Genomic DNA, 20,516 nt, shown 5'->3' on the forward strand with positions numbered 1-20,516 from the left:
CAGCGTTGTATTGACCAACTGAAAACCGAAAACTGAAATTTACTCAAAATGGACTTAACCGTATTATTAGTTAAAGGAGGTATTATCCTGGCCGTTTTTGGGATATCGCTCTTGATTGCGACTTATTCAACCTACGCTGAACGTAAGGTCGCTGCATTTCTTCAGGACCGTCTTGGCCCAAATAGAGCGGGACCCTGGGGCTTGTTGCAACCCATCGCTGATGCAGGTAAACTCTTTTTTAAAGAAGATTTCATTCCGTCGCAGGCCAGCAAATCGCTTTTTATCCTTGGCCCTTGCTTAGCTATGCTAACGGCTCTAATGTCGAGCGCCGTTATTCCCTTCGGCGACAGCATTCGCTTTGTCTGGGACAAGGTGAATTATGAAGTCAATGTTCAGGGTATCGAAATCAACATTGGCGTGCTTTACATCTTTGGGGTTGTGTCCCTTGGTGTGTATGGCGTTATGGTTGGTGGTTGGGCATCGAACAATAAATTCTCGTTGTTAGGTGCCATACGGGCCGCTTCACAGAATATCAGTTATGAAATCGCCCTTGGCCTATCGCTCATCGCCATTCTGATGATGTCGGGCTCGTTATCATTACGTGCCATTATTGATGAACAAGCCAGTTTTTTTGAGTGGAATATTTTCACCCAACCACTGGGTTTTGTCATCTTTCTGACCTGCTCGTTTGCGGAATGTAACCGAACTCCATTCGACTTGCCAGAGTGCGAAACAGAGCTTGTTGGCGGCTATCATACAGAATATAGCTCGATGAAACTGGGCCTTTATCTGTTTTCCGAATACATCAACATGTTTGTGTCGTCGGCGTTTGTTTCGGCGCTGTATTTTGGCGGCTTCCATTACCCATTCATTAACGAAATCAACGCAGCTCTTGAAAAGTCAATGGGGGCCATAGCTGGACATAACATAGCGACAGTTATTGGGATCGCCGTATTCTTCGGTAAGATTTTCTTTTTCATTTTCTTTTTCATGTGGGTTCGCTGGACGCTACCACGTTTCCGATATGATCAACTAATGAATCTGGGCTGGAAGACGTTTATTCCATTAGCCATACTTAACGTAGTGATCACGGGCGCGGGTCTGCTATATAATTTCAAATACGCCACCTGGCTGATTGCTATTGTCATGATTGTTCTGGCCGTTATGTCGACAGCCCGTGCTCCGAAACGAGAGGCTATTCCGCAACGAACAGTTTAACTTAACTGGTTTAAGCTTTCGTTTTTTGTTGGCTGACACCGAAGGAACCGTGTGACAGTCAACAAAAAACGAAAAACTGAAAAGAATGCAACTAACAACTCGCTCCAAACAGGTCAGCAATAAGGAAATGACGCTGGCCGAGAAGATGTATTTGCCTGCTGTTATTAGTGGGCTTGTCATCACAATCAGCCACTTCTTTCGCAAAAAGCCGACGATTCAATATCCCGAGGTAAAAAGATATTTGGGACCAATTTATCGGGGTCATCATATTCTAAAACGCGATGAACAAGGCCGTGAACGTTGTACGGCCTGCGGCTTATGTGCAGTTGCGTGTCCGGCCGAAGCTATTTCCATGGTAGCTGCCGAGCGTAAAAAGGGCGAAGAGAATTTGTACCGGGAAGAGAAATACGCAGCTGTTTATGAAATCAACATGCTACGTTGTATTTTCTGTGGTCTATGCGAAGAGGCTTGTCCCAAACAAGCCGTTTATCTACGACACGATCGTATGGTACCGGTTTTCATGGAACGCGATGAGGTAATTTACGGCAAGGATCGCCTGGTTGAAAATATGAATGATCGCTACATTCGTGTTGCCAATCCCGAAGTAAATGCAACACCAACCGAACCTAGCCTAACGCGGGCCGCGACTTAACAAACTGTTGACTATAATCAAATGCCGTCAGAAATTGTAGATACTTTCCGACGGCATTTGACAATTCCTGACCATTCTTGATCTTATTTGAGCATCAACCATGACTGAGATAATTACTTTCTTCAAAGGCTTAACGGGCACCGGCTATTTATTTCTAATTCTAACAGCGCTTACTTTATTTAGTGCTATTGGCGTTGTAACAGCCCGGAACCCGATTTACAGCGTATTAGCCTTGATTGCTACGTTCTTCTGTCTATCAGGGCATTATATTCTGCTGAATGCTCAGTTTTTGGCTGCGGTAAACATAATCGTGTATGCAGGGGCCATTATGGTGCTGTTTCTCTTCACAATCATGTTCCTGAACTTGCGGAAAGATGATGAAGAGTCAAAAACAAATCTTACTAAGATGGCATCAGTAATTGTTGGCGGCTTGCTGATGGTGATGCTTATTACTATTTTCCGGGCAAAAAGTGCCCAGGTGCCAACAGTGAGTTCTACGACGCCCTTTAATAGTAAAACCGGTTTAGTTGAGACGCTAGGAAACCTACTTTACAGCGATTACATTTTACCGTTTGAGCTAGCTTCAGTCCTCTTTTTGATAGCCATGGTTGGCGCTGTGATGTTGGGCAAGCGTGAAACGGGTGATCGTCATTTCTAACCGGGCCCTAAGGCATTTGTTTGACTTTACTGATTGTAATGATTTTATAGCCGCTTATTGAGCGGCTTTTTTCATTGAAACTGTTGGAATCATAGATACTATTAGTATCAAATAATTCCTGATTGAGGTAGTATGCTTGCATAACAATTTTCAGTAAGTTTGTAATTATTCCCCATAAGAATTAGTTAATAAATAAATTTTCTGCTTAGCCAATTAATCAGCACCGCTTTTATGGACGCATACATTGTAGCCGGATACCGTACTGCTGTGGGAAAAGCCCCACGTGGCGGACTCCGTTTTACCCGCCCTGATGACATGGCGGCTGAAGTTATCAAGCATTTATTAAGTCAGGTCCCTAGCCTTGATCCAGCCCGCGTTGAAGATCTTATTGTGGGCAACGCTGTACCCGAAGCTGAACAAGGTATGCAGATTGCCCGGTATATTGCCCTTCTTTCGCTGCCAAACAGCGTCCCAGGAATGACCATCAATCGGTATTGTGGCTCGGGTCTGGAAGCTATTGCAATTGCCTCAGCCAAAATTCATGCTGGTCTGGCCGACTGTATTATTGCGGGCGGTACCGAATCTATGTCGATGGTGCCAGTAATGGGTTGGAAGACAGCCTTAAATTATGAAATCGCAAAAACCCATCCAGATTATTACATCGGCATGGGATTAACCGCCGAGCAGGTTGCCCAACAGTTCAATATCAGCCGTGATGCCCAGGACGAGTTTGCCTTTGAATCGCACCAAAAAGCACTGGCAGCGCAAAAAGAGGGTAAATTCACCGACGAAATCGTCCCGATTAAAGTGAGTGAAACGTATTTCGATACGGAGAGCAATAAGAAAAAAACGCGCGAGTGGACTGTTGCTCAGGACGAAGGTCCACGAAAAGATACGAGCGCTGAGGGCTTAGCCAAGCTCAAACCGGTTTTTGCAGCGGGTGGCTCAGTAACAGCTGGCAACTCTTCACAGACTTCAGACGGAGCAGCTTTTGTAGTCGTCATGTCGGAACGGTTAGTAAATGAGCTACACTTACAACCAATTGCCCGAATGGTATCTTACGCTACAGCAGGTGTTGAACCCCGTATTATGGGTATCGGACCTGTAGCCGCTATCCCCATCGCGCTTAAAAAAGCGGGCCTGAAACAGGATGACATCGATTTAATCGAATTGAATGAGGCCTTTGCTGCTCAATCGCTGGCCGTTATTCAGGAACTAGATCTTGATCGTAGCAAAATAAATCCGAACGGTGGAGCCATTGCCCTCGGTCATGCGCTTGGGTCAACGGGCGCACGTTTGTCGGTTCAATTGTTGAACGAAATGCGTCGCCGTGATCAGAAATATGGTATGGTTTCAGCCTGTGTAGGTGGTGGCCAGGGCGTTGCCGGAATTTTTGAACGCTTGAATTAGAGCGGTCTATCTCAACCAAACAGCACTTTAGTCGTGTCGTAGCCCAATTTCCCGAAAGCTCAGAGCTTTCGGGAAATTTTGTTTGGTGCCATTTAGGCCCGTCCTTAAAAATCTCATTAGTATGCTTGCATACTAATTTTGAATTGATTTTATTTGTTAACGAATTAGTATGCAAGCATAATAAAACCCCTTTGAATATGATCGCGGCAGAACCAAAAGCTTCCATTAAAGGTGGCGAATTTCTAATTAAAGAAACTGAAGCATCGCAGGTCTTTATTCCCGAAGAATTCACGGAAGAGCAGCAAATGATCGCGGCCACGTGTCGAGAGTTTCTGGAGCGCGAAATATGGCCACGTCTAAACGAGATTGATAACGCCAAGTCTCCAGAACTGATTTCATCCTTAATGGACAAAGCCGGTGAATTGGGGATTCTCGGCACCTCTGTTCCAGAAGAATATGGCGGTTTTGGCACCAATTTTAATACGTCCATGCTGGTTGCTGAAGTAACGGGCGCGGGCCACTCATTTTCGGTGGCGTTATCAGCACACACGGGCATTGGCACCTTGCCAATTGTCTATTATGGGAATGAGGATCAGAAATCGAAGTACCTGCCAAAACTGGCTTCTGGCGAGTGGAAAGCTGCTTATTGTCTCACAGAGCCCGATTCAGGTTCGGATGCTAATTCGGGTAAGACTAAAGCTACGCTGACCGAAGATGGTAAACACTACGTTCTGAATGGACAAAAAATGTGGATCACCAACGGTGGATTCGCGGATGTCTATATTGTATTTGCCAAAATTGATAGCGACAAAAACCTGTCGGCATTCATTGTTGAGCGTGGTTATGAAGGTATAACCATGAATGAGCCTGAGCATAAGATGGGTATTAAAGGCTCCGATACCCGCCAGATTTTCTTCAATGACACAAAGGTCCCCGTTGAGAATCTGCTGTCTGAGCGCGAAAATGGTTTTAAGATCGCCGTTAATATTCTGAATATTGGACGTATCAAACTGGGTATTGCTGCAGTTGGTGGCTCCAAAGAAGTCATTAACAACGCGATACGTTACGCGAACGAACGGAAGCAATTCAAAACAGCGATATCTCAGTTTGGTGTCATCAAGCATAAACTTGCCGAAATGGCGCTGAAAGTTTATGCATCTGAAACAGCTTCTTATCGCGCTGGCCAGAATATTGACGACCTGATTGAAGACCTCAAAAGCCAGGGAATGGACGATGCAAAAGCCAAATTAAAGGCGCTTGAGCAGTTTTCAATTGAGTGCGCCATCATGAAGGTTCATGGTTCTGAAGCGTTGGATTATGTAGTTGATGAAGGTGTTCAGATCTATGGCGGTATGGGCTACTCAGCCGATGCACCTATGGACCGTGCTTATCGTGATGCCCGAATCAACCGGATTTTTGAGGGGACCAACGAAATCAATCGAATGCTGGTCGTGGATATGCTGCTGAAGCGGGCCATGAAAGGCGAACTTGATCTGATGGGACCAGCGATGGCCGTTGCCAAAGAAATTATGTCGATTCCCGACTTCAATTCGGAGGAGGAAGAAGGAACATTCGTTGCTGAGAAAAAAGTACTTCGGAATCTAAAGAAAGCCGCGCTTATGGTGGCAGGTGCCGCCGTTCAGAAATTCATGCTGACGCTCTCGAATGAGCAGGAAATTCTGATGAACGTAGCTGATATGGCTATTGAAATTTACGTAGCAGAATCGGTGTTGCTACGTGTTGAAAAACTGATTGGGCTAAAAGGTGAAGAAGCCGTTGCGCTGCAAAAGCAAATGGCGCTGGTTTACTTACACGAAGCCGTTGAGAAAGTCAATAGTGCGGGCCGGGCAGCGGTTATGTCCTTCGCCGAAGGCGATGAACTGCGAGGTATGCTGATGGGAATGAAACGGTTTACCAAAATTGAGCCTATGAACCTCAAAGATGCCCGCCGTCAGATTGCAGACGCTATGATTGCCGAGAACAAGTATATTTTCTAATTGACTTTGACAAAGTTTTGAACTTTGTCAAAGCTTACAAAAAGCCGATTCCTTTAATAGGAATCGGCTTTTTAGTTTTCATTAATCCCTACTGACATACCGCTGTCACCACGCCAAACGAACTTTGTTATGGTCATTCACAAAACCCAATACAAGCCATGACAACGCACCTGTCAATTCCTGAGAATGCTTTACAACTACTAGAGATACCAGCCTTTACGGCGCTCACCTTCACTACGCGTGCTACGTTACTGACACTCTCACAGCATATTGGTGGCGTAGCGGAGAATCTTCATCATGAAGCATCCCGGCTAAATCTGGACGTAACGGGACCTATACAGTGGGTTTATACAGGTGTCAATGGCGACGAAACAAATGAATTTCAATTGGAGATTGTCCTGCCTATTAGCCAACCGGGTAACCCATCTGACCAATTTACGTATCAGGCATTTCCGACGTTTCGATGCGCATCTTATTGGTATACAGGAACTTGTAGCGGTATGGGCGAACTATACAAGGTGCTTTTTTCTCAACTTTATCGGGAAGGTTATCAGAATGATGGCCGCGTTCGTGAGGTTTATAGTAAAGTTGATTTTGACAATCCGGCGAATTGTGTAACCGAAATTCAGATAGCTCTTGTTTAAGCTTATCTCCTGAATAGTCAATAATAGACAGTACCGAAGAGTGGTAGAAAAACCCGCTTCGGTACTTTTTTATGGGCTACGGTGCGTGTCGCAATTCAGGCGAGCTATACCGAGTGTCAACAACCGGCTATTCATGAAAAACCACGATTTCAATTCCCGACGTACTTTTTTGCGAAGCCTTGGCATGGGCGCATCAGCCTTGTCTCTGCCGCTTCTCGGTCATGCCGAAAATCTTTCGTACCAGAGCGAGTACGAACGTATTCAGTCTTTATTTACCAAGCCTGATGGCTCAAATTTGTTCCAACCTGGTAAAAAATTAGGAATTGCGTTGGTAGGATTGGGGTATTACAGCACGAATCTCCTCGCCCCTGCTCTGCAACAAACGCAAAATTGCCGATTGGCCGGAATTGTGACAGGTACACCATCGAAGGCAGACGAATGGATGAAGAAATACAACATCCCGAAGGAAAACGTTTATGATTATAAAACCTTCGACCGCATTGCCGATAATAAAGACATTGACGTAGTATATGTTGTGTTGCCTAATTCGATGCATGAGGAATACGTTGTTCGGGCGGCTAAGGCAGGGAAACACGTCATTTGCGAGAAACCAATGGCGATTACTCCTAAAGCTTGTCAGAACATGATTGACGCCTGCAAAAAGGCAAACAAGCAATTGGCTATCGGCTATCGACTTCATTATGAGCCATTCACACAGGAAGTGATGCGACTGGGCCGGGAAAAAGTGTTCGGTGCAGTTAAGTTTGTCGAAAGTAGTGATGGTTTTCGGAGCGGTGATCCAAATCAATGGCGTTTGAAGAAAAGTATGGCCGGTGGTGGCCCGCTCATGGACGTAGGCATATACGCTGTGCAGGGCGCTCGCTACGTAACGGGCGAGGAGCCCATCTCAGTGACTGCACAGTTCGGCCCTAAAACGGATCCCGTAAAATTTAAGGATGTTGAAGAGACGATGTTCTGGCAGTTTGAATTCCCGAGCGGTGCGGTTTCCAATTCGACGACTAGTTATATATCGGGTGTGGAACGACTCTATGCTTCCTGCGAAAAAGGCTGGTTTGAACTATCTCCCGCCTTTGGGTATGGCCCACTGAAAGGTCGTACCAGTAAAGGGCCCATCGATATGCCGGTCGTGAACCACCAGGCAGCCCATATGGATGGCGTATGCAAAGACCTACTTGACGGTAAAAATTTGCCTGACCACATAACAGGCGCAGAAGGTTTGCGTGACACACGGCTATTACAGGCCATTTATCAAGCTGCAGAAACGGGAAAGAAAATTAATTTGAAAGCCTAGAAGTTAGCTTAAACAAAATTGGCAGCCGATCAGAAACATTTCTGATCGGCTGCCAATTTTTTATGGTATATACTCAATACTACTTCATAAAATAATAAAAAGCTTAATGACCTGATACGTAGAAGTTGGCTTTCGTAGGGCGTTACTGGGCCAAGAATTATAGTTATTTTATGTAATACGTCACTTCTCTTTACATATCCAATCATTTTTATTTAGAAATAATCTAAGCAAGGCTTGACTTTGCCAAAACCTGCTTTACTTTTGTGCACTATTTAAAATTAGTCTTAATAATAATAAAGGCTAATTACTGAAGGAGAATATTCTTCTCTGAGAAAATCAAAAATCAGTGACGTTGATCCCTATGAAACATAGAATTACTCACTTACTGCTGCTTAGCTTATTCTTATTCCTACCCATACGCAATCTATTGGCACAGCAACTAACCGGTAGTGTTCAGGGGACGATTCTTTTAACCGATGGTTCGCCCGCACAATTTGCAACAGTACGGATAAAGGGAACGAAAGTAGGAACGACAACCAATGAGGCTGGGAGCTTTCAGATCAATAATCTGGCGTTGGGAAGGCACGCATTACAGATCTCAATGCTTGGCTATGAACCTATTAATCAACCCATTCTGATCGAAAACGATAAAGAAACCACTTTTACAACCCGATTAAACGCATCTAAAAACCAATTAAATGAAGTAGTGGTGACAGGTCAGTACGAGCCGCAATCACTTAAGAAATCGGTGTACAATGTGCGCGTTATCGACAGTGAACGTATACGTCTACGCGCGGCCGTCAACGTAGTAGGTGTATTGAATAATGAACTAGGATTCCGTTTCTCAAATGACAATACACTTGGCACGACCGATGTTCAACTCATGGGTATGTCAGGGCGCAACGTGAAAATTCTGCTGGACGGGTTACCAATGGTTGATCGGGGGGATACGCGGGAAAGCCTGAACCAGATAGACGTTAACAGCATTGAACGTATCGAGATTGTGGAAGGCCCTATGTCGGTTTCATATGGTTCGGATGCACTGGCGGGCGTTATCAATATCATTACCTGGAGACCTGGCAACGAGCGTCTCGGCATCACCGCCCGGATTCAGGAAGAAACCGCAAAAAAAGACTATAACCTGCTGACCAATCAAGGCGTACATCTTCAGAATGTGGGGGTTACGTGGCAAAAGAAAGGCTGGAGCGTATCGGCAGGCGCAACCAACAATACGTTCGGTGGCTGGCAGGGATTATCTGAAGGTCGTGCGAAAGACTGGCTACCGAAAGATCAGCTATTTGGGCATGGCAAAGTTAGTTACCGGACAGAAAACGCAACTGTTTATTACCGGCTGGACGCACTAAAAGAAGCCCTATTGAGTCAGGGAGCCGAAAATGTTAATACGCACCAAGCCAGCGATCAAAAATACATTACGTATCGGTACGTGCATCAACTGCAGGGGGATTGGAAACTGAGTGATCGTCTTCAACTCAATGCGCAAGCGTCATTGACCGATTATCAGCGTCGGACACAAACGACAATTCTGGATTTAACCACTGGCTTACGTACCCTTTCGCTGGGACTGGGCGAGCAGGATATATCAAAATTCACCAGCCAGACGTACCGGGCAACGGTCTCTTATAAAATATCACCGGCCGTTTCTTTACAACCGGGTGTCGATATTAATCTGGATGCCTCCTCCGGTGCGCGCATTCTGGGTTCGCCTACGATCAACGATTACGCCTTTTTCGTTTCATCGACCCTGAATCCAACTTCCCGCATCAGCATTCGTCCGGGTTTGCGCTTCATCAAGAATTCGGTCTATGACGCACCACCGGTTATCCCCTCTCTTAACACCAAGTTCGCGCTCGCCAATAATCTGGACTTGCGCTTAGCCTACGCTCGCGGTTTTCGGTCGCCCGCCCTACGTGAACTGTATTTCAACTTTTTCGACGCCAGCCATTCCATTCGCGGCAATCCTAACCTGAAAGCCGAAAACTCCAATAGTTTTAATGGGTCGCTGGCGTGGCAGGCAAGTTCTAAAGTCAAATCGACGCTCGGGGCCTTCTACAACGTTTTCAATAACCTGATCAGCTACGGCATTGACCCCAGCGACCCCAGAGTGTCGATGAATATCAACATCGACAAATTCAAAACAACGGGTATTACGTTGGAAAACGTCTTTTCCTGGAATGATTTACAAGCTACAGTAGGCTTTTCATACATCGGCCGCTACAACAATCTGCTGACTCAAACCGACACTACCCGCTACGTAGTTGGTACGCCCCCTTCCTTCATGTGGTCGCCAGAGGTAAACACAAACCTGACTTACGCGCTGAAAAAGATTGATACCAAGGTCAGTTTTTTCTACAAATATTCTGGCAAACGCCCAAGCTATCTGGCGACGGCAACCGCCGACGGCAAAGTATCGGCTACGCTGACCGAAATAGCTGCCTTTCATTGGGCCGACTTAACACTCACCAAACCGATTGCTAAGTATCTGACACTTACCACTGGTATTAAAAATGTATTCAACATTACTCGCCTGTCCAATACGTCGACAGATACGGGTGGGGCGCATAGTTCGAGCGGTCCAGCACCTGTTAGCTATGGTCGTTCCTATTTTCTGGGGCTTAGTTTCCAGTGGTACAAAAACTGACAATACTTACTCAACTACCATCACTTAAGTCTATAAAACTCCACAAATCATGAAACGTATTTTCTCATTATTCTTCGTTCTGGCGTTCGTTAGCGTGTTTAGTGCCTGTAAGGAAAGCGATCCTCCGCTACCTGACAATTTAGTACAGTTTGAAAGTGCCGAACAAGGTGCTGATGCGGCTACAAAAGAAGTTACGATCAAGCTAAAGTTGACGCGGGCCACCGATGTAGCCGTACCCATAGTAGTTCAGATAACGCCAACCGGCATTACCTACGGAACTCAATTCACGACCACGCCCGCAGCCACGGGCAATCTTCTAAACTTGACGATCCCGGCAGCAAGCAGCGAAGTCTCGTTCAAACTGACTAAAGCTGACAATCTATTCCTAAACGGCACCGAAACCATTGGCTTCACCATTACGTCGGCTGCGAGTCCGGTATTGGTTGGGACGACCAAGCAGATTACAGTTAAGTTCACGTCCATTGTCTCGGATGGAACGGCGCTGACGCTCGATGGCGGTACGGGTGGTTCCAGTGCGGTAAACTCTGTTTTTGCTGACTTAAGTAACAATGAGGCTACAGCCATAAAGCGGGCTTCCTGGGACCTGGGTTTTTATTCGGGCGCCGACTTCCGTGTGATTTTAAACAATACGACCGGAGCAGCCGCCATTGCGCTGGCCAAGAACGACTTAACACAGGTAACCGCGGCCGATACAGTCGGTCTCGTCCTTAGCGTAAGCAATACTGATCCTGCCGGTTTAAAATTGATGGACGACGTCTCAGGTGATCTTACGAAAACGGTCATTCCAGGTATTTCTGCTACGGATGCTGACAATAAAGTGTTCATTATTAACCGGGGTACCGGTGGCGGTGTTGCCCCACGGGCGTGGATGAAAGTCAGGGTGTTACGTAATGGAACGACGGGCTACACACTCCAATACGCCGATATCAAAGAAACGACATTCAAAACCGTTTCAATCGCCAAAGACGCTGCCTACAATTTCAAATTTGTCTCGTTCGATACGGGTGCTACGGTTGAGGTAGAACCAGCCAAAGCGCGCTGGGATATTGAGTGGACAGGCGGCATGAATAAAACCAGCGACGGCACCAACGACATTCCGTATTACTTTGCCGATCAAGTATTTATCAATACGCTGGGTGGCGTAACAGCGGCCGAAATACTCACGAGCGCCGTTACGTATGACGCTTATACCGAAAGCAACATCGCCACCACCACCTTTAAAAGTGACAGGATGGTTATTGGCTCTAACTGGCGGGCAACGACGGGCACCATCGGCGTGAAAACCGACCGCTTCTACGTCGTGAAAGATGCTGCCGGAAACGTCTATAAGCTCAAGTTCGTCAGCTTCACGACGCAGGATGGTGGAGAACGCGGCAAACCGAAGATCGAATTCAAGCTGGTTAAAAAGGCGGCCATCTAGTCATTTTCACCCTTCCTCTTAACGACAAGAGTGTCTTGCCTTGAGCAGCGCTTTATGGCAAGACACTTTTCCTACAAAAACGACCAGCGTCATAAAATAAAACTAAAATCAGTATGACCAAGTATCCACTTCCAGTCAAATGGCTCGCTAGCCTCCTGGCCCTATTGTTCCTGGGGAATAGCTATTCATTGGCTAACAGACCTGGCCAGGACGAGCCTGTACGTATAGTTTCCCTAGACGGAACCGTCAGCGAGATTCTTTGCGATTTAGGATTACAGCCACTCATTGTCGGCGTCGACGTGACCAGTACGTATCCTGAAGCTCTGAAAAAACTCCCGAAAGTTGGACACAATCGCAGCATCTCGGCCGAAGGTGTTATTTCGCTGAAGCCAACGCTGGTTCTGACCTCAACCAATGCAGGAACGAAGTCGGAAGTTATCGAACAGATCAAGTCGGCAGGGATTAAAGTCATTACGTTTCAGCAGGATTTTAGCGTGGCCGGGACGAAAAAACTCATTCAGGATATCGCCACAACCTGCCAGGTTGGCTCACGAGCCAAGCCGATTATCAAAAAGCTGGAGTCTGATTTAGCGCAGGTGAAGAGAGCGACCAACAGCCCTAAAGTGCTGTTCATTTATGCGCGCGGAACAGGCACCATGATGGTATCGGGCCGGGGAACGCCCATCGAAAAAATGATCGAACTGGCTGGTGGCGTCAATGCTACGCCTGATTTCGAAAACTACAAACCCATCACTGCCGAAGCTCTCGTGACGGCCAATCCCGACGTCATTCTACTGTTCGACAGCGGACTCGAAAGTCTGGGCGGCACGGCTGGTCTATTGGCCGTGCAGGGCGTTGCGCAAACCAATGCCGGTAAAAATAACCGGGTTATTGTGATGGATGGACATCTGTTAAGTGGCTTCTCCCCTCGTCTGGGAAAAGCGTTACATGAGTTATCTCAAAAAATCAGTCAGAAACCTAAAGCGTAGTATGTATGGATTCGACCACCGCAACAATCAGCCTGCTTACGCAAAAGTCATCGACGAAAGAGTCAGTCCTCAGAACTACCATTAATCCGTGGCTGATGCCTTCATTGGTCATTGGGCTTTTGGCAACGGTTGTTCTGTCGGTTGGGATTGGCGCGGTACGTATCACACCCTACGAAATCTGGTTAATTATCTGCAAATCAATGGGCTACTCCGCAACCATTGACGACTCAAAGATGGCGATTCTTCTGGCGATTCGGTTGCCAAGAGTTTGCCTGGCGGTGTTGGTTGGATCAGGCTTAGCGATTTCGGGAGCGGCTATTCAGGGACTTTTTCGAAATCCACTCGCTGATCCGGGCCTGATTGGCATTTCGGCGGGCGCTTCGCTGGCGGCTGTAACGATGATCGTGCTGGAGGTCAGTTTCTTCACAACGCTTACGGGCATTCTGGGTATGTATGCGCTATCGGTCGTTTCGTTCGTTGGTGCCAGTCTCACGGCTTTTCTGGTCTATCGGATTTCGCGGATGGCTGGCAAGTCACTCGTTACGACCATGCTTCTGACTGGCATTGCCATCAATGCGTTATCGGGTGCGCTTACCGGTATTATGACGTATCTCGCTACGGATGAGCAACTTCGCAGCATTACGTTCTGGAGCCTTGGTAGTTTAGGCGGAGCCAGTTGGACATCAGTTTTGGGCATTCTACCCTTCACAGTTATCGCCTTGTTTGGCATTCCCCGCTTAGCTAAATCATTGAACCTGCTTGCACTCGGCGAAAGCCAGGCAACCATGCTGGGTATCAATTTAAAAAGCATTAAACGGCAAGTCATTATCTTTTCAACGATGGCTGTTGGTACGTCGGTTGCGGTTGCCGGAATCATTGGTTTTGTCGGGCTGGTCATTCCGCATCTGATACGTATGGGAGTGGGTTCCGACCACCGACGCGTATTGGTTGGTTCAGCCCTGGGTGGCGCCATCGTGCTTACGCTGGCCGATTCACTGGCACGAACGCTGGTTTCTCCGGCTGAACTACCTATTGGCATCCTGACTGCTTTGTTAGGCACACCCGTTTTTCTGTGGATTTTGTTCAAACAGCGACGTCAGTCGATCAGTTAAAAATGAACTACAATGCTGGAAGTCAAGAATCTATCGTATAGAATTCGCAATCGCCAATTACTCGACAACGTTTCGTTTCAGGCAAAACCGGGTGAACTATTGGCTATTGTCGGGGCCAACGGGGCGGGGAAGTCAACCTTACTCAAGTTATGTACCCGTGAAATAACCTCGTCGGAAGGACAGATTCTGCTTCGTAATCAACGTATTGATACGTACTCCAATCAGCAGTTATCACTATTTCGAGCGGTATTACCTCAGCAGAACTCAGTCGTTTTTCCTTTCTTAGTCAGTGAGCTGGTCTTGATGGGCCGATATCCTCATTTTGACTTTCAAGCGTCTGAACACGACTACTTTGTGGCCGAAATGGCGCTCAGAAAAGTAGGCATGTGGGATTTTGCCGCCCGAGTTTTCACTACTCTATCCGGGGGTGAGCAACAGCGGGTGCAACTCGCCCGCGTATTGGCGCAAATCTGGGATATACCGCAAGGCATCCTCTTTTTAGACGAACCAACCACAGGTCTCGACCTTTTGCATCAACACCAGATGCTCGAATTGGCCCGCGAGTTTACGAACAGGGGCTTTTGCGTTGTCGTCATTCTGCATGACCTGAACCTGGCCGCTCAGTACGCCGATCAAATCGTTATGCTACGTTCGGGAAGGATCGAAGCAATGGGCAAACCTCGGGACGTCATCACGGCAGACACTATTCTTCGCGTCTTTAATTTAAACGTCTGGCTCATTGAGCATCCCGAAATGGACTGTCCGTTGGTCATACCTCAATATGGTCAAATCACTACTAATCAGGAAATTAACTAAAACATCAATCCCATGATCACAACCGATAGCCTCAGAGAACGTTGGGCTGCGTTCAAAGAAGAAAACCCAAAAGCAAGAATCCGGGATGCAGCTAAGCAACTGGGCGTGAGCGAAGCCGACTTGCTGGCTACCCAAATTGGCGAAACAGTCGTAAAGCTGGAAGGCGATTTTCAGGAGATTCTTAAAGACGTACCGACACTGGGCTACGTTATGGCCTTAACCCGGAACGACAACATTGTTCATGAACGGAAAGGGGTTTATGAGAACGTATCGTTCAACGGGCATGTAGGCCTTGTCGTTGGACCTGATATTGACCTGCGTTTGTTCATGTCGCGCTGGCATTTTGGCTTTGCTGCCGATGAAAACGGTCGCAAAAGCCTCCAGTTTTTTGATTTGGATGGATCGGCAGTACACAAGATTTACTTGACCGACAAATCTGACGAACGCGCCTACGAAGCAATGGTTGAAAAATACCAGGCTGTTGATCAGATTACTACGCTTATAACGGTGCCTTATCCTGAGAAAACGCCCGATACGCCCGACGAGGAAATCGATGCGCAGGGCTTTAAAGATGCCTGGCTAGCGATGGAGGACACGCATGAGTTTTTTGGTCTTCTCCGCAAATATAAATTGGGCCGTGAACAAGGCCTGCGTTTTGCTCCCGAAGGACATGCGCAACTCATTTCAGTTGAGCAATTCAAAAAAATATTCGCCACGGCGGCCGAGCGGGAAATCCCTATCATGGTTTTTGCCTCGAATGCGGGCTGCATTCAAATTCATTCCGGCCCCGTAAAAAAGCTAGTTGAAATGGGACCGTGGTATAACGTACTGGACCCTGAGTTCAATATGCATTTGCGCGAAGACCAGATCAATACGATTTGGGTAACGCGCAAACCCACCAAAGACGGCGTGGTAACAGGGCTCGATCTATTTGATAAAGAAGGCAATAGCATTGCGCTGATCTTCGGAAAACGTAAGCCGGGCGTTCCAGAACTGAAAGCATGGCAGGAGGTCGTCAATGAAGTAACCGCTGCTTAAACCCACCTCGACTATTCCCAATTAACCTTTATCAAAAAGGCGTCCTCTGTTTAGACGGACGCCTTTTTGGGTATCAGGGCACTAATGGTTAATGATGATGCTCTTCTTTTTCGTCGGCGGGCGCTGGAATTTGATTCCGAAGTTGTGTTGCCCAATTGGCAACCAGTTTTGCTTCCTCAGGCTTGAGTTTGGCATCGTGGTGAATCCAGAGATATGACCCCAGAGGCATCCAGCCATCAGTAACGGCCTCCCCTACTTCCTCGAGTTTATGCCTCGCTTTTTTGGGTGAATACGTAGTGAATTCCGAGAAGTTGAGCTCGTCTTTACCCTCTTTGATGTGGTTATTAAGCCACCACGAAACAGGCTGGATATTGTCGTACCACGGGTACGTTGTGTTGTTGGAATGACAATCGAAACATGACCGTTTTAATACGTTGTGAACACCGTCGGGCACCGCGTATTTCGTCGTTATATCATTGGCTGACACGTTTGTCGACTGGTTTTTTTCGGAATGAAAAAACTGGATAATCACCAATAATACCAGAAGGGCTAAAAGAAGTTTACGGAGCATAGGCTAGGATAAGTTTAAGAAGTTTTATTTAACCTGGAGCAAACCTACACCAATGTAAAAAAACTATGCGCCCAACGACTGCATTAGTACGTTTGCCTTACGAATATGTTCATTAACACGGTCGGTTTCAACCAGCCCATCGCGCAGACGGACAATGCGGTGCGCATATTCGGCAATATCTTCTTCGTGCGTTACCATAATCACGGTGTTGCCTTTGCTATGAATCTGGTCGAAGAGGTCCATGATTTCATAGGACGTCTTGGTGTCAAGGTTCCCTGTTGGTTCATCAGCCAGCAGGATGCTGGGGTCGTTGACCAAAGCCCGCGCTACAGCGACCCGTTGACGCTGACCGCCCGACAGCTCGTTGGGCCGGTGACCGGCTCGATTCTCCAGCCCAACATTTTTGAGGGCCATCATCGCTTTTTCGGTACGGTCGGCTTTGTTGTAACCGGCATAAATGAGTGGTAGTGCTACGTTTTCCAGAGAGGTTTGGCGGGGCAATAGGTTAAATGTCTGAAAGACAAACCCAATTTCCTTGTTGCGCACTTCAGCCAACGCGTTTTCACCCATTCCGCTCACGTCCTGGCTATTGAGAATATACTGCCCCGACGTTGGCGAATCTAGACAACCGACAATATTCATCAGCGTAGATTTTCCCGAGCCCGACGGCCCCATAAACGCAACGTATTCGCCCTTTTGAATACTGATCGTAATGGACTTGAGCGCTTCAACGACTTCGGTGCCCATTACGTAGCGCTTGGCAATATTGCGGGTTTCAATAATATTCATGCTGGATGAAATTAGGTGGCTGTAAGGCGAAATCGGGCTTACGAACAAAAATACTTTATTGCAGGAATTTTTGTCGGCTGTTTTCGATTGACGCCAATTTTTCCTGATAAGCAAGCCTAAATGCCTGATAATCGGCAGGTGTCGTAGCTGCCTGTAACTTAGCTAACCCATTTTCGGCGTAATCGGGCAGGCTTAAGTCCAAACACAGCATGACGTAGGTTTTGAGCAATTCGGCGTTGTCTTCATTGAAAGGCAAAGCTGTTAACACCAGATCATAGGCTGTTTTCGTTTGTTTCCGCTGCCGCTCAAGCTGGGCCGCTGCCGATGCGATCCTGGCATTTAAGGGAGCCCGTTGCAGGGCGCGCCTGTAGGCTTGTTGAGCCTGACCTATCCAGCGCGTTCGTTCGTAAGCCTGTCCCAACCAGTAATCCCGCTCAGCCTGATACTGTGGCAAAATAGACGTTTTAGCCATTGTTTCCGCCGAGCCAACACTCCGCCGGAAGGCCGACAAACGAATGGCTGCTACGTTCCTTGCTGACGTCGCTACCGGACTTAGTTGGTTGGAATCAGGCAGTCCCGACAGAATTAACTGCGCGTTTCGCCACTGCAATTGATCGAGGTAATCATTGGCCAGCGCAGCCCCCGAAACTGTTTTCAAACTAGGGTCCTGGATGGTTTCCCAGTAAGCTCCCCGGTTAGGGTCATCTACACGATACGTAGCATAAAATGCCTTTTCAAGATCCGTCTGCGGTTGGCGTTCCTGGTAATACACCTGTTTCAAAGCCGTCACCGCCGGATCATTTTTGGACGCGGTCTCCCAAAGTGATTGCGCCACCACCGGATCATTGGCTTTTGTCAAGGCTACTGCTCGGTAATAGATCGAGGTAGTGTCTGAATTATAGCTAAACGTTTCGGCTGCCCGGCGATACAGACCCTGTTCCAGTAACCACAAACCAGTAATAGATCGATAAGTCGAGCCGTTTTGCTGATCGCCCTCGGCGAGCTGACTCATTAGCCCGAAAGCATCAGAAAGACGGTGCCGATTGTATTCTGCAACGGCACGGGCCAGCAGCAAATCATCCGTAAAGTCCTGATTAACGGGCTTTTCGGAAAGTCGTTTTAGTGTTCCAGACAACGTAGTATCAGCCCGTTGATTGGCTAATGTATAATTGTACAGACTCGCAAATCGACCGACGCTTAAGCCCTCATTTGCCGATTCACCTGTCAGCCAGACAGGTCGATTTGGTTGACTTGTGTCCGATTGAGCAACCAAACGCAGTGCCAGGACATTTGCCTGATACGATTCGTACGATGACTCAATGGCATTTTTCGCCAGCGTCGAATCGGCCGCCAGCAGATTGGGATTACGTGCATAAAACGCCAGCAAATTCGATTCGGGAACATCAGTCTGATCGGCATAGGACGTAGCAGATTTCAGAAAATAATAAGCCGAATCGGCCACGCTTGTTCGGGCATACAGATAGCCCAGATTATTCTGTAACTCACCACTTTTCGGAAACTCCCGAATGCCACGTTGTAGCGCTTTGACGGCTTCAAAAAACAAATCCGTTTGTAGATACGTCTGGCTCAATCCAGCATAATCCTGCGGATTAGGCTGTTTCAATAAGGCTTGCTTAAAATAAAAAGCGGCTGCCGTCTGATTGTTTTGTGCCAGCGCCAGCGAGGCCAGTGAATAATTGGATTTATGATTCTGAAACTCCTGTTCCAGCGCCAGTTGGTAAAAGGCATTCGCGGATGCCGGTTCGTTGCTGGCTGTGTATAAATCGCCCAGCCCGTTGAAATAACCCGCCATCCCCTGCCGGAACGTAATGAGTCCTCCCGACGCCAGCAGAACAGCGACACCCACGACACCTACAATCCGGAACAGGCTTAATTCGAGCCGCTTCGGTTTATAGAGAATTCGGTAAACGGGCAAATTCTGCTGATAAATGGGGTAAAAATTAATCACTACGTAGGCTACAAAAACCAAGCCCATCGCCAGATGCGTATATACGATTACATCCTCGAACATTTCTACCAGCGGGTCATTGGCCGTAGCAAACGCATAGGCGATTGTGAGCGTCGTAAGTAGCGCCAGCCCTGCATATAAATAGGCACCCGAGTCGCGGAACGAAAAAACGTCCTGTTGCTGAATCAATCGTCGGAAGCCCCAAATACCCAAAAGAACCGATGTCAGGTACAGAATAAACGGACTGATTGCCAGCACATCCCAGTCAATATATTTGGTGTTTTTAAGCCAGATGAGGGCCAGGTTAATCAAATACAGAAAGCTGACGAACAGAAAATTATTAATCCCTAATGTACGCCGTTGACTTACCTGGGTGTTATTCTCTTCTCCTCTTCCAACCGATGTAAGCCAAACCAGGCTCGCTATAATTTCGGTAGCGATAAAGAAAATAAAGCCAATACTAATGACGATCAGAACGGGCATTCCATAACCCACAAGCGTAAGGGCCGGAAACGTCACGGGTGACAAGGCTCCGAGAACGGCAGAAACGGCAATTGTCAGCAGAGAAAAGACGCCTAGTCGGACCGCAATTGGATAGTCGGATCGAAAGGCGTGGAAATAATAACTGACGGAACCGAATACGAACGCGAGCACCAGGAAAAGATAGTTACCGCCAAAGCCGGAAATTTCGAGCATTTCCCACCGAAAAAAAGCCATCCCCAGAATCAGAAAGCCCATGCTGATTAAATAACGAAGCCGACTCGCGCGCGTAATGGCACTCATCAGCAACACAAATGCAATGCCGATACCAAGCAAAAAGGCAGTCGCCAGGCCAGGTTTCACCTGCATCGCGCCAGCGACGAATTGTTCAGAAACGGCGTATGCCTTGCCATTCACGGCATAATCGAGCAGGCCGTCGGAGAAGGTATGGAATGTAACGGGCAGTTCGTTCAATTCACTTAATATGTCCCAATGGACCACGTTATCCAGCCCCTTAGCCCAGGCAACAATGAAGAGGATCAGGCTGATGATGAGGGCACTAACGCTAACTAAATAGGTAAGCCGATACGGTCGACTCCATGTTGACCAGAAAAACAAAGATGACATGAAAAAGAAACGTAGCGAATAGCCGGTTAGTGCCTTCTACAGTAACCGTCGTTTATGAACCACTGAAGAAGATACCGGTGGTACGTTTCAACGAACAAAAAACGTTCGTTCCACTTTTTATAATGGATTTCATC

General features: G+C 47.3%; 16 protein-coding genes. 13 read left to right on the forward strand and 3 right to left on the reverse strand.

What is annotated here, in order from left to right:
- Positions 1-48 precede the first annotated feature (48 nt).
- The 13 genes from nuoH to ACYVEA_RS27765 all read left to right on the forward strand — a co-directional run bounded on the left by nuoH (position 49) and on the right by ACYVEA_RS27765 (position 15,946).
- On the forward strand, positions 49-1,218 hold the full coding sequence (gene nuoH, locus ACYVEA_RS27705) for an NADH-quinone oxidoreductase subunit NuoH (protein WP_461116673.1): 1,170 nt from the start codon (positions 49-51) through the stop codon (positions 1,216-1,218).
- 85 nt (positions 1,219-1,303) lie between these two features.
- On the forward strand, positions 1,304-1,870 hold the full coding sequence (locus ACYVEA_RS27710; protein ID WP_461116674.1) for a NuoI/complex I 23 kDa subunit family protein: 567 nt from the start codon (positions 1,304-1,306) through the stop codon (positions 1,868-1,870).
- 100 nt (positions 1,871-1,970) lie between these two features.
- Entirely contained in the window at positions 1,971-2,528 is a 558-nt protein-coding gene (locus ACYVEA_RS27715; protein WP_093825470.1) for an NADH-quinone oxidoreductase subunit J family protein, read from the forward strand.
- A 231-nt stretch (positions 2,529-2,759) separates the two neighbouring features.
- Positions 2,760-3,938 carry an acetyl-CoA C-acyltransferase gene (locus ACYVEA_RS27720; protein WP_461116675.1) on the forward strand — a complete coding sequence of 393 codons (1,179 nt, stop codon included), beginning with the start codon at positions 2,760-2,762 and terminating at the stop codon, positions 3,936-3,938.
- A 197-nt stretch (positions 3,939-4,135) separates the two neighbouring features.
- Complete coding sequence (locus ACYVEA_RS27725) at positions 4,136-5,935, forward strand: acyl-CoA dehydrogenase family protein (protein WP_461116676.1); 1,800 nt, start codon at positions 4,136-4,138, stop codon at positions 5,933-5,935.
- A 158-nt stretch (positions 5,936-6,093) separates the two neighbouring features.
- Positions 6,094-6,579: a GyrI-like domain-containing protein gene (locus ACYVEA_RS27730; protein WP_461116677.1), complete on the forward strand. Its 486-nt coding sequence runs from the start codon at positions 6,094-6,096 to the stop codon at positions 6,577-6,579.
- A 133-nt stretch (positions 6,580-6,712) separates the two neighbouring features.
- The gene (locus tag ACYVEA_RS27735; RefSeq protein ID WP_461116678.1) at positions 6,713-7,891 is read left to right on the forward strand and encodes a Gfo/Idh/MocA family protein; all 1,179 of its coding nucleotides are present in this window, start codon (positions 6,713-6,715) and stop codon (positions 7,889-7,891) included.
- A 361-nt stretch (positions 7,892-8,252) separates the two neighbouring features.
- Entirely contained in the window at positions 8,253-10,550 is a 2,298-nt protein-coding gene (locus ACYVEA_RS27740; protein ID WP_461116679.1) for a TonB-dependent receptor, read from the forward strand.
- Between the two features lie 49 nt (positions 10,551-10,599).
- Positions 10,600-11,991 carry an HmuY family protein gene (locus tag ACYVEA_RS27745; RefSeq protein WP_461116680.1) on the forward strand — a complete coding sequence of 464 codons (1,392 nt, stop codon included), beginning with the start codon at positions 10,600-10,602 and terminating at the stop codon, positions 11,989-11,991.
- 113 nt (positions 11,992-12,104) lie between these two features.
- Positions 12,105-12,980, forward strand: coding sequence for a heme/hemin ABC transporter substrate-binding protein (locus tag ACYVEA_RS27750; RefSeq protein ID WP_461116681.1), 876 nt, complete (start codon positions 12,105-12,107; stop codon positions 12,978-12,980).
- Between the two features lie 5 nt (positions 12,981-12,985).
- Complete coding sequence (locus ACYVEA_RS27755) at positions 12,986-14,092, forward strand: FecCD family ABC transporter permease (RefSeq protein WP_461116682.1); 1,107 nt, start codon at positions 12,986-12,988, stop codon at positions 14,090-14,092.
- Positions 14,093-14,104: 12 nt separating this feature from the next.
- Complete coding sequence (locus ACYVEA_RS27760; RefSeq protein WP_461116683.1) at positions 14,105-14,908, forward strand: heme ABC transporter ATP-binding protein; 804 nt, start codon at positions 14,105-14,107, stop codon at positions 14,906-14,908.
- Positions 14,909-14,920: 12 nt separating this feature from the next.
- The gene (locus tag ACYVEA_RS27765; RefSeq protein ID WP_461116684.1) at positions 14,921-15,946 is read left to right on the forward strand and encodes a hemin-degrading factor; all 1,026 of its coding nucleotides are present in this window, start codon (positions 14,921-14,923) and stop codon (positions 15,944-15,946) included.
- 88 nt (positions 15,947-16,034) lie between these two features.
- Here ACYVEA_RS27765 and ACYVEA_RS27770 read toward each other — a convergent pair whose 3' ends face one another.
- The 3 genes from ACYVEA_RS27770 to ACYVEA_RS27780 form a co-directional block, all read right to left on the reverse strand.
- Entirely contained in the window at positions 16,035-16,517 is a 483-nt protein-coding gene (locus ACYVEA_RS27770; RefSeq protein ID WP_461116685.1) for a heme-binding domain-containing protein, read from the reverse strand.
- 63 nt (positions 16,518-16,580) lie between these two features.
- Entirely contained in the window at positions 16,581-17,306 is a 726-nt protein-coding gene (locus tag ACYVEA_RS27775) for an ABC transporter ATP-binding protein (RefSeq protein ID WP_093825452.1), read from the reverse strand.
- A 55-nt stretch (positions 17,307-17,361) separates the two neighbouring features.
- Positions 17,362-20,382: a tetratricopeptide repeat protein gene (locus ACYVEA_RS27780; protein WP_461116686.1), complete on the reverse strand. Its 3,021-nt coding sequence runs from the start codon at positions 20,380-20,382 to the stop codon at positions 17,362-17,364.
- Positions 20,383-20,516 lie beyond the last annotated feature (134 nt).

The organism is Spirosoma jeollabukense, assembly GCF_054777855.1.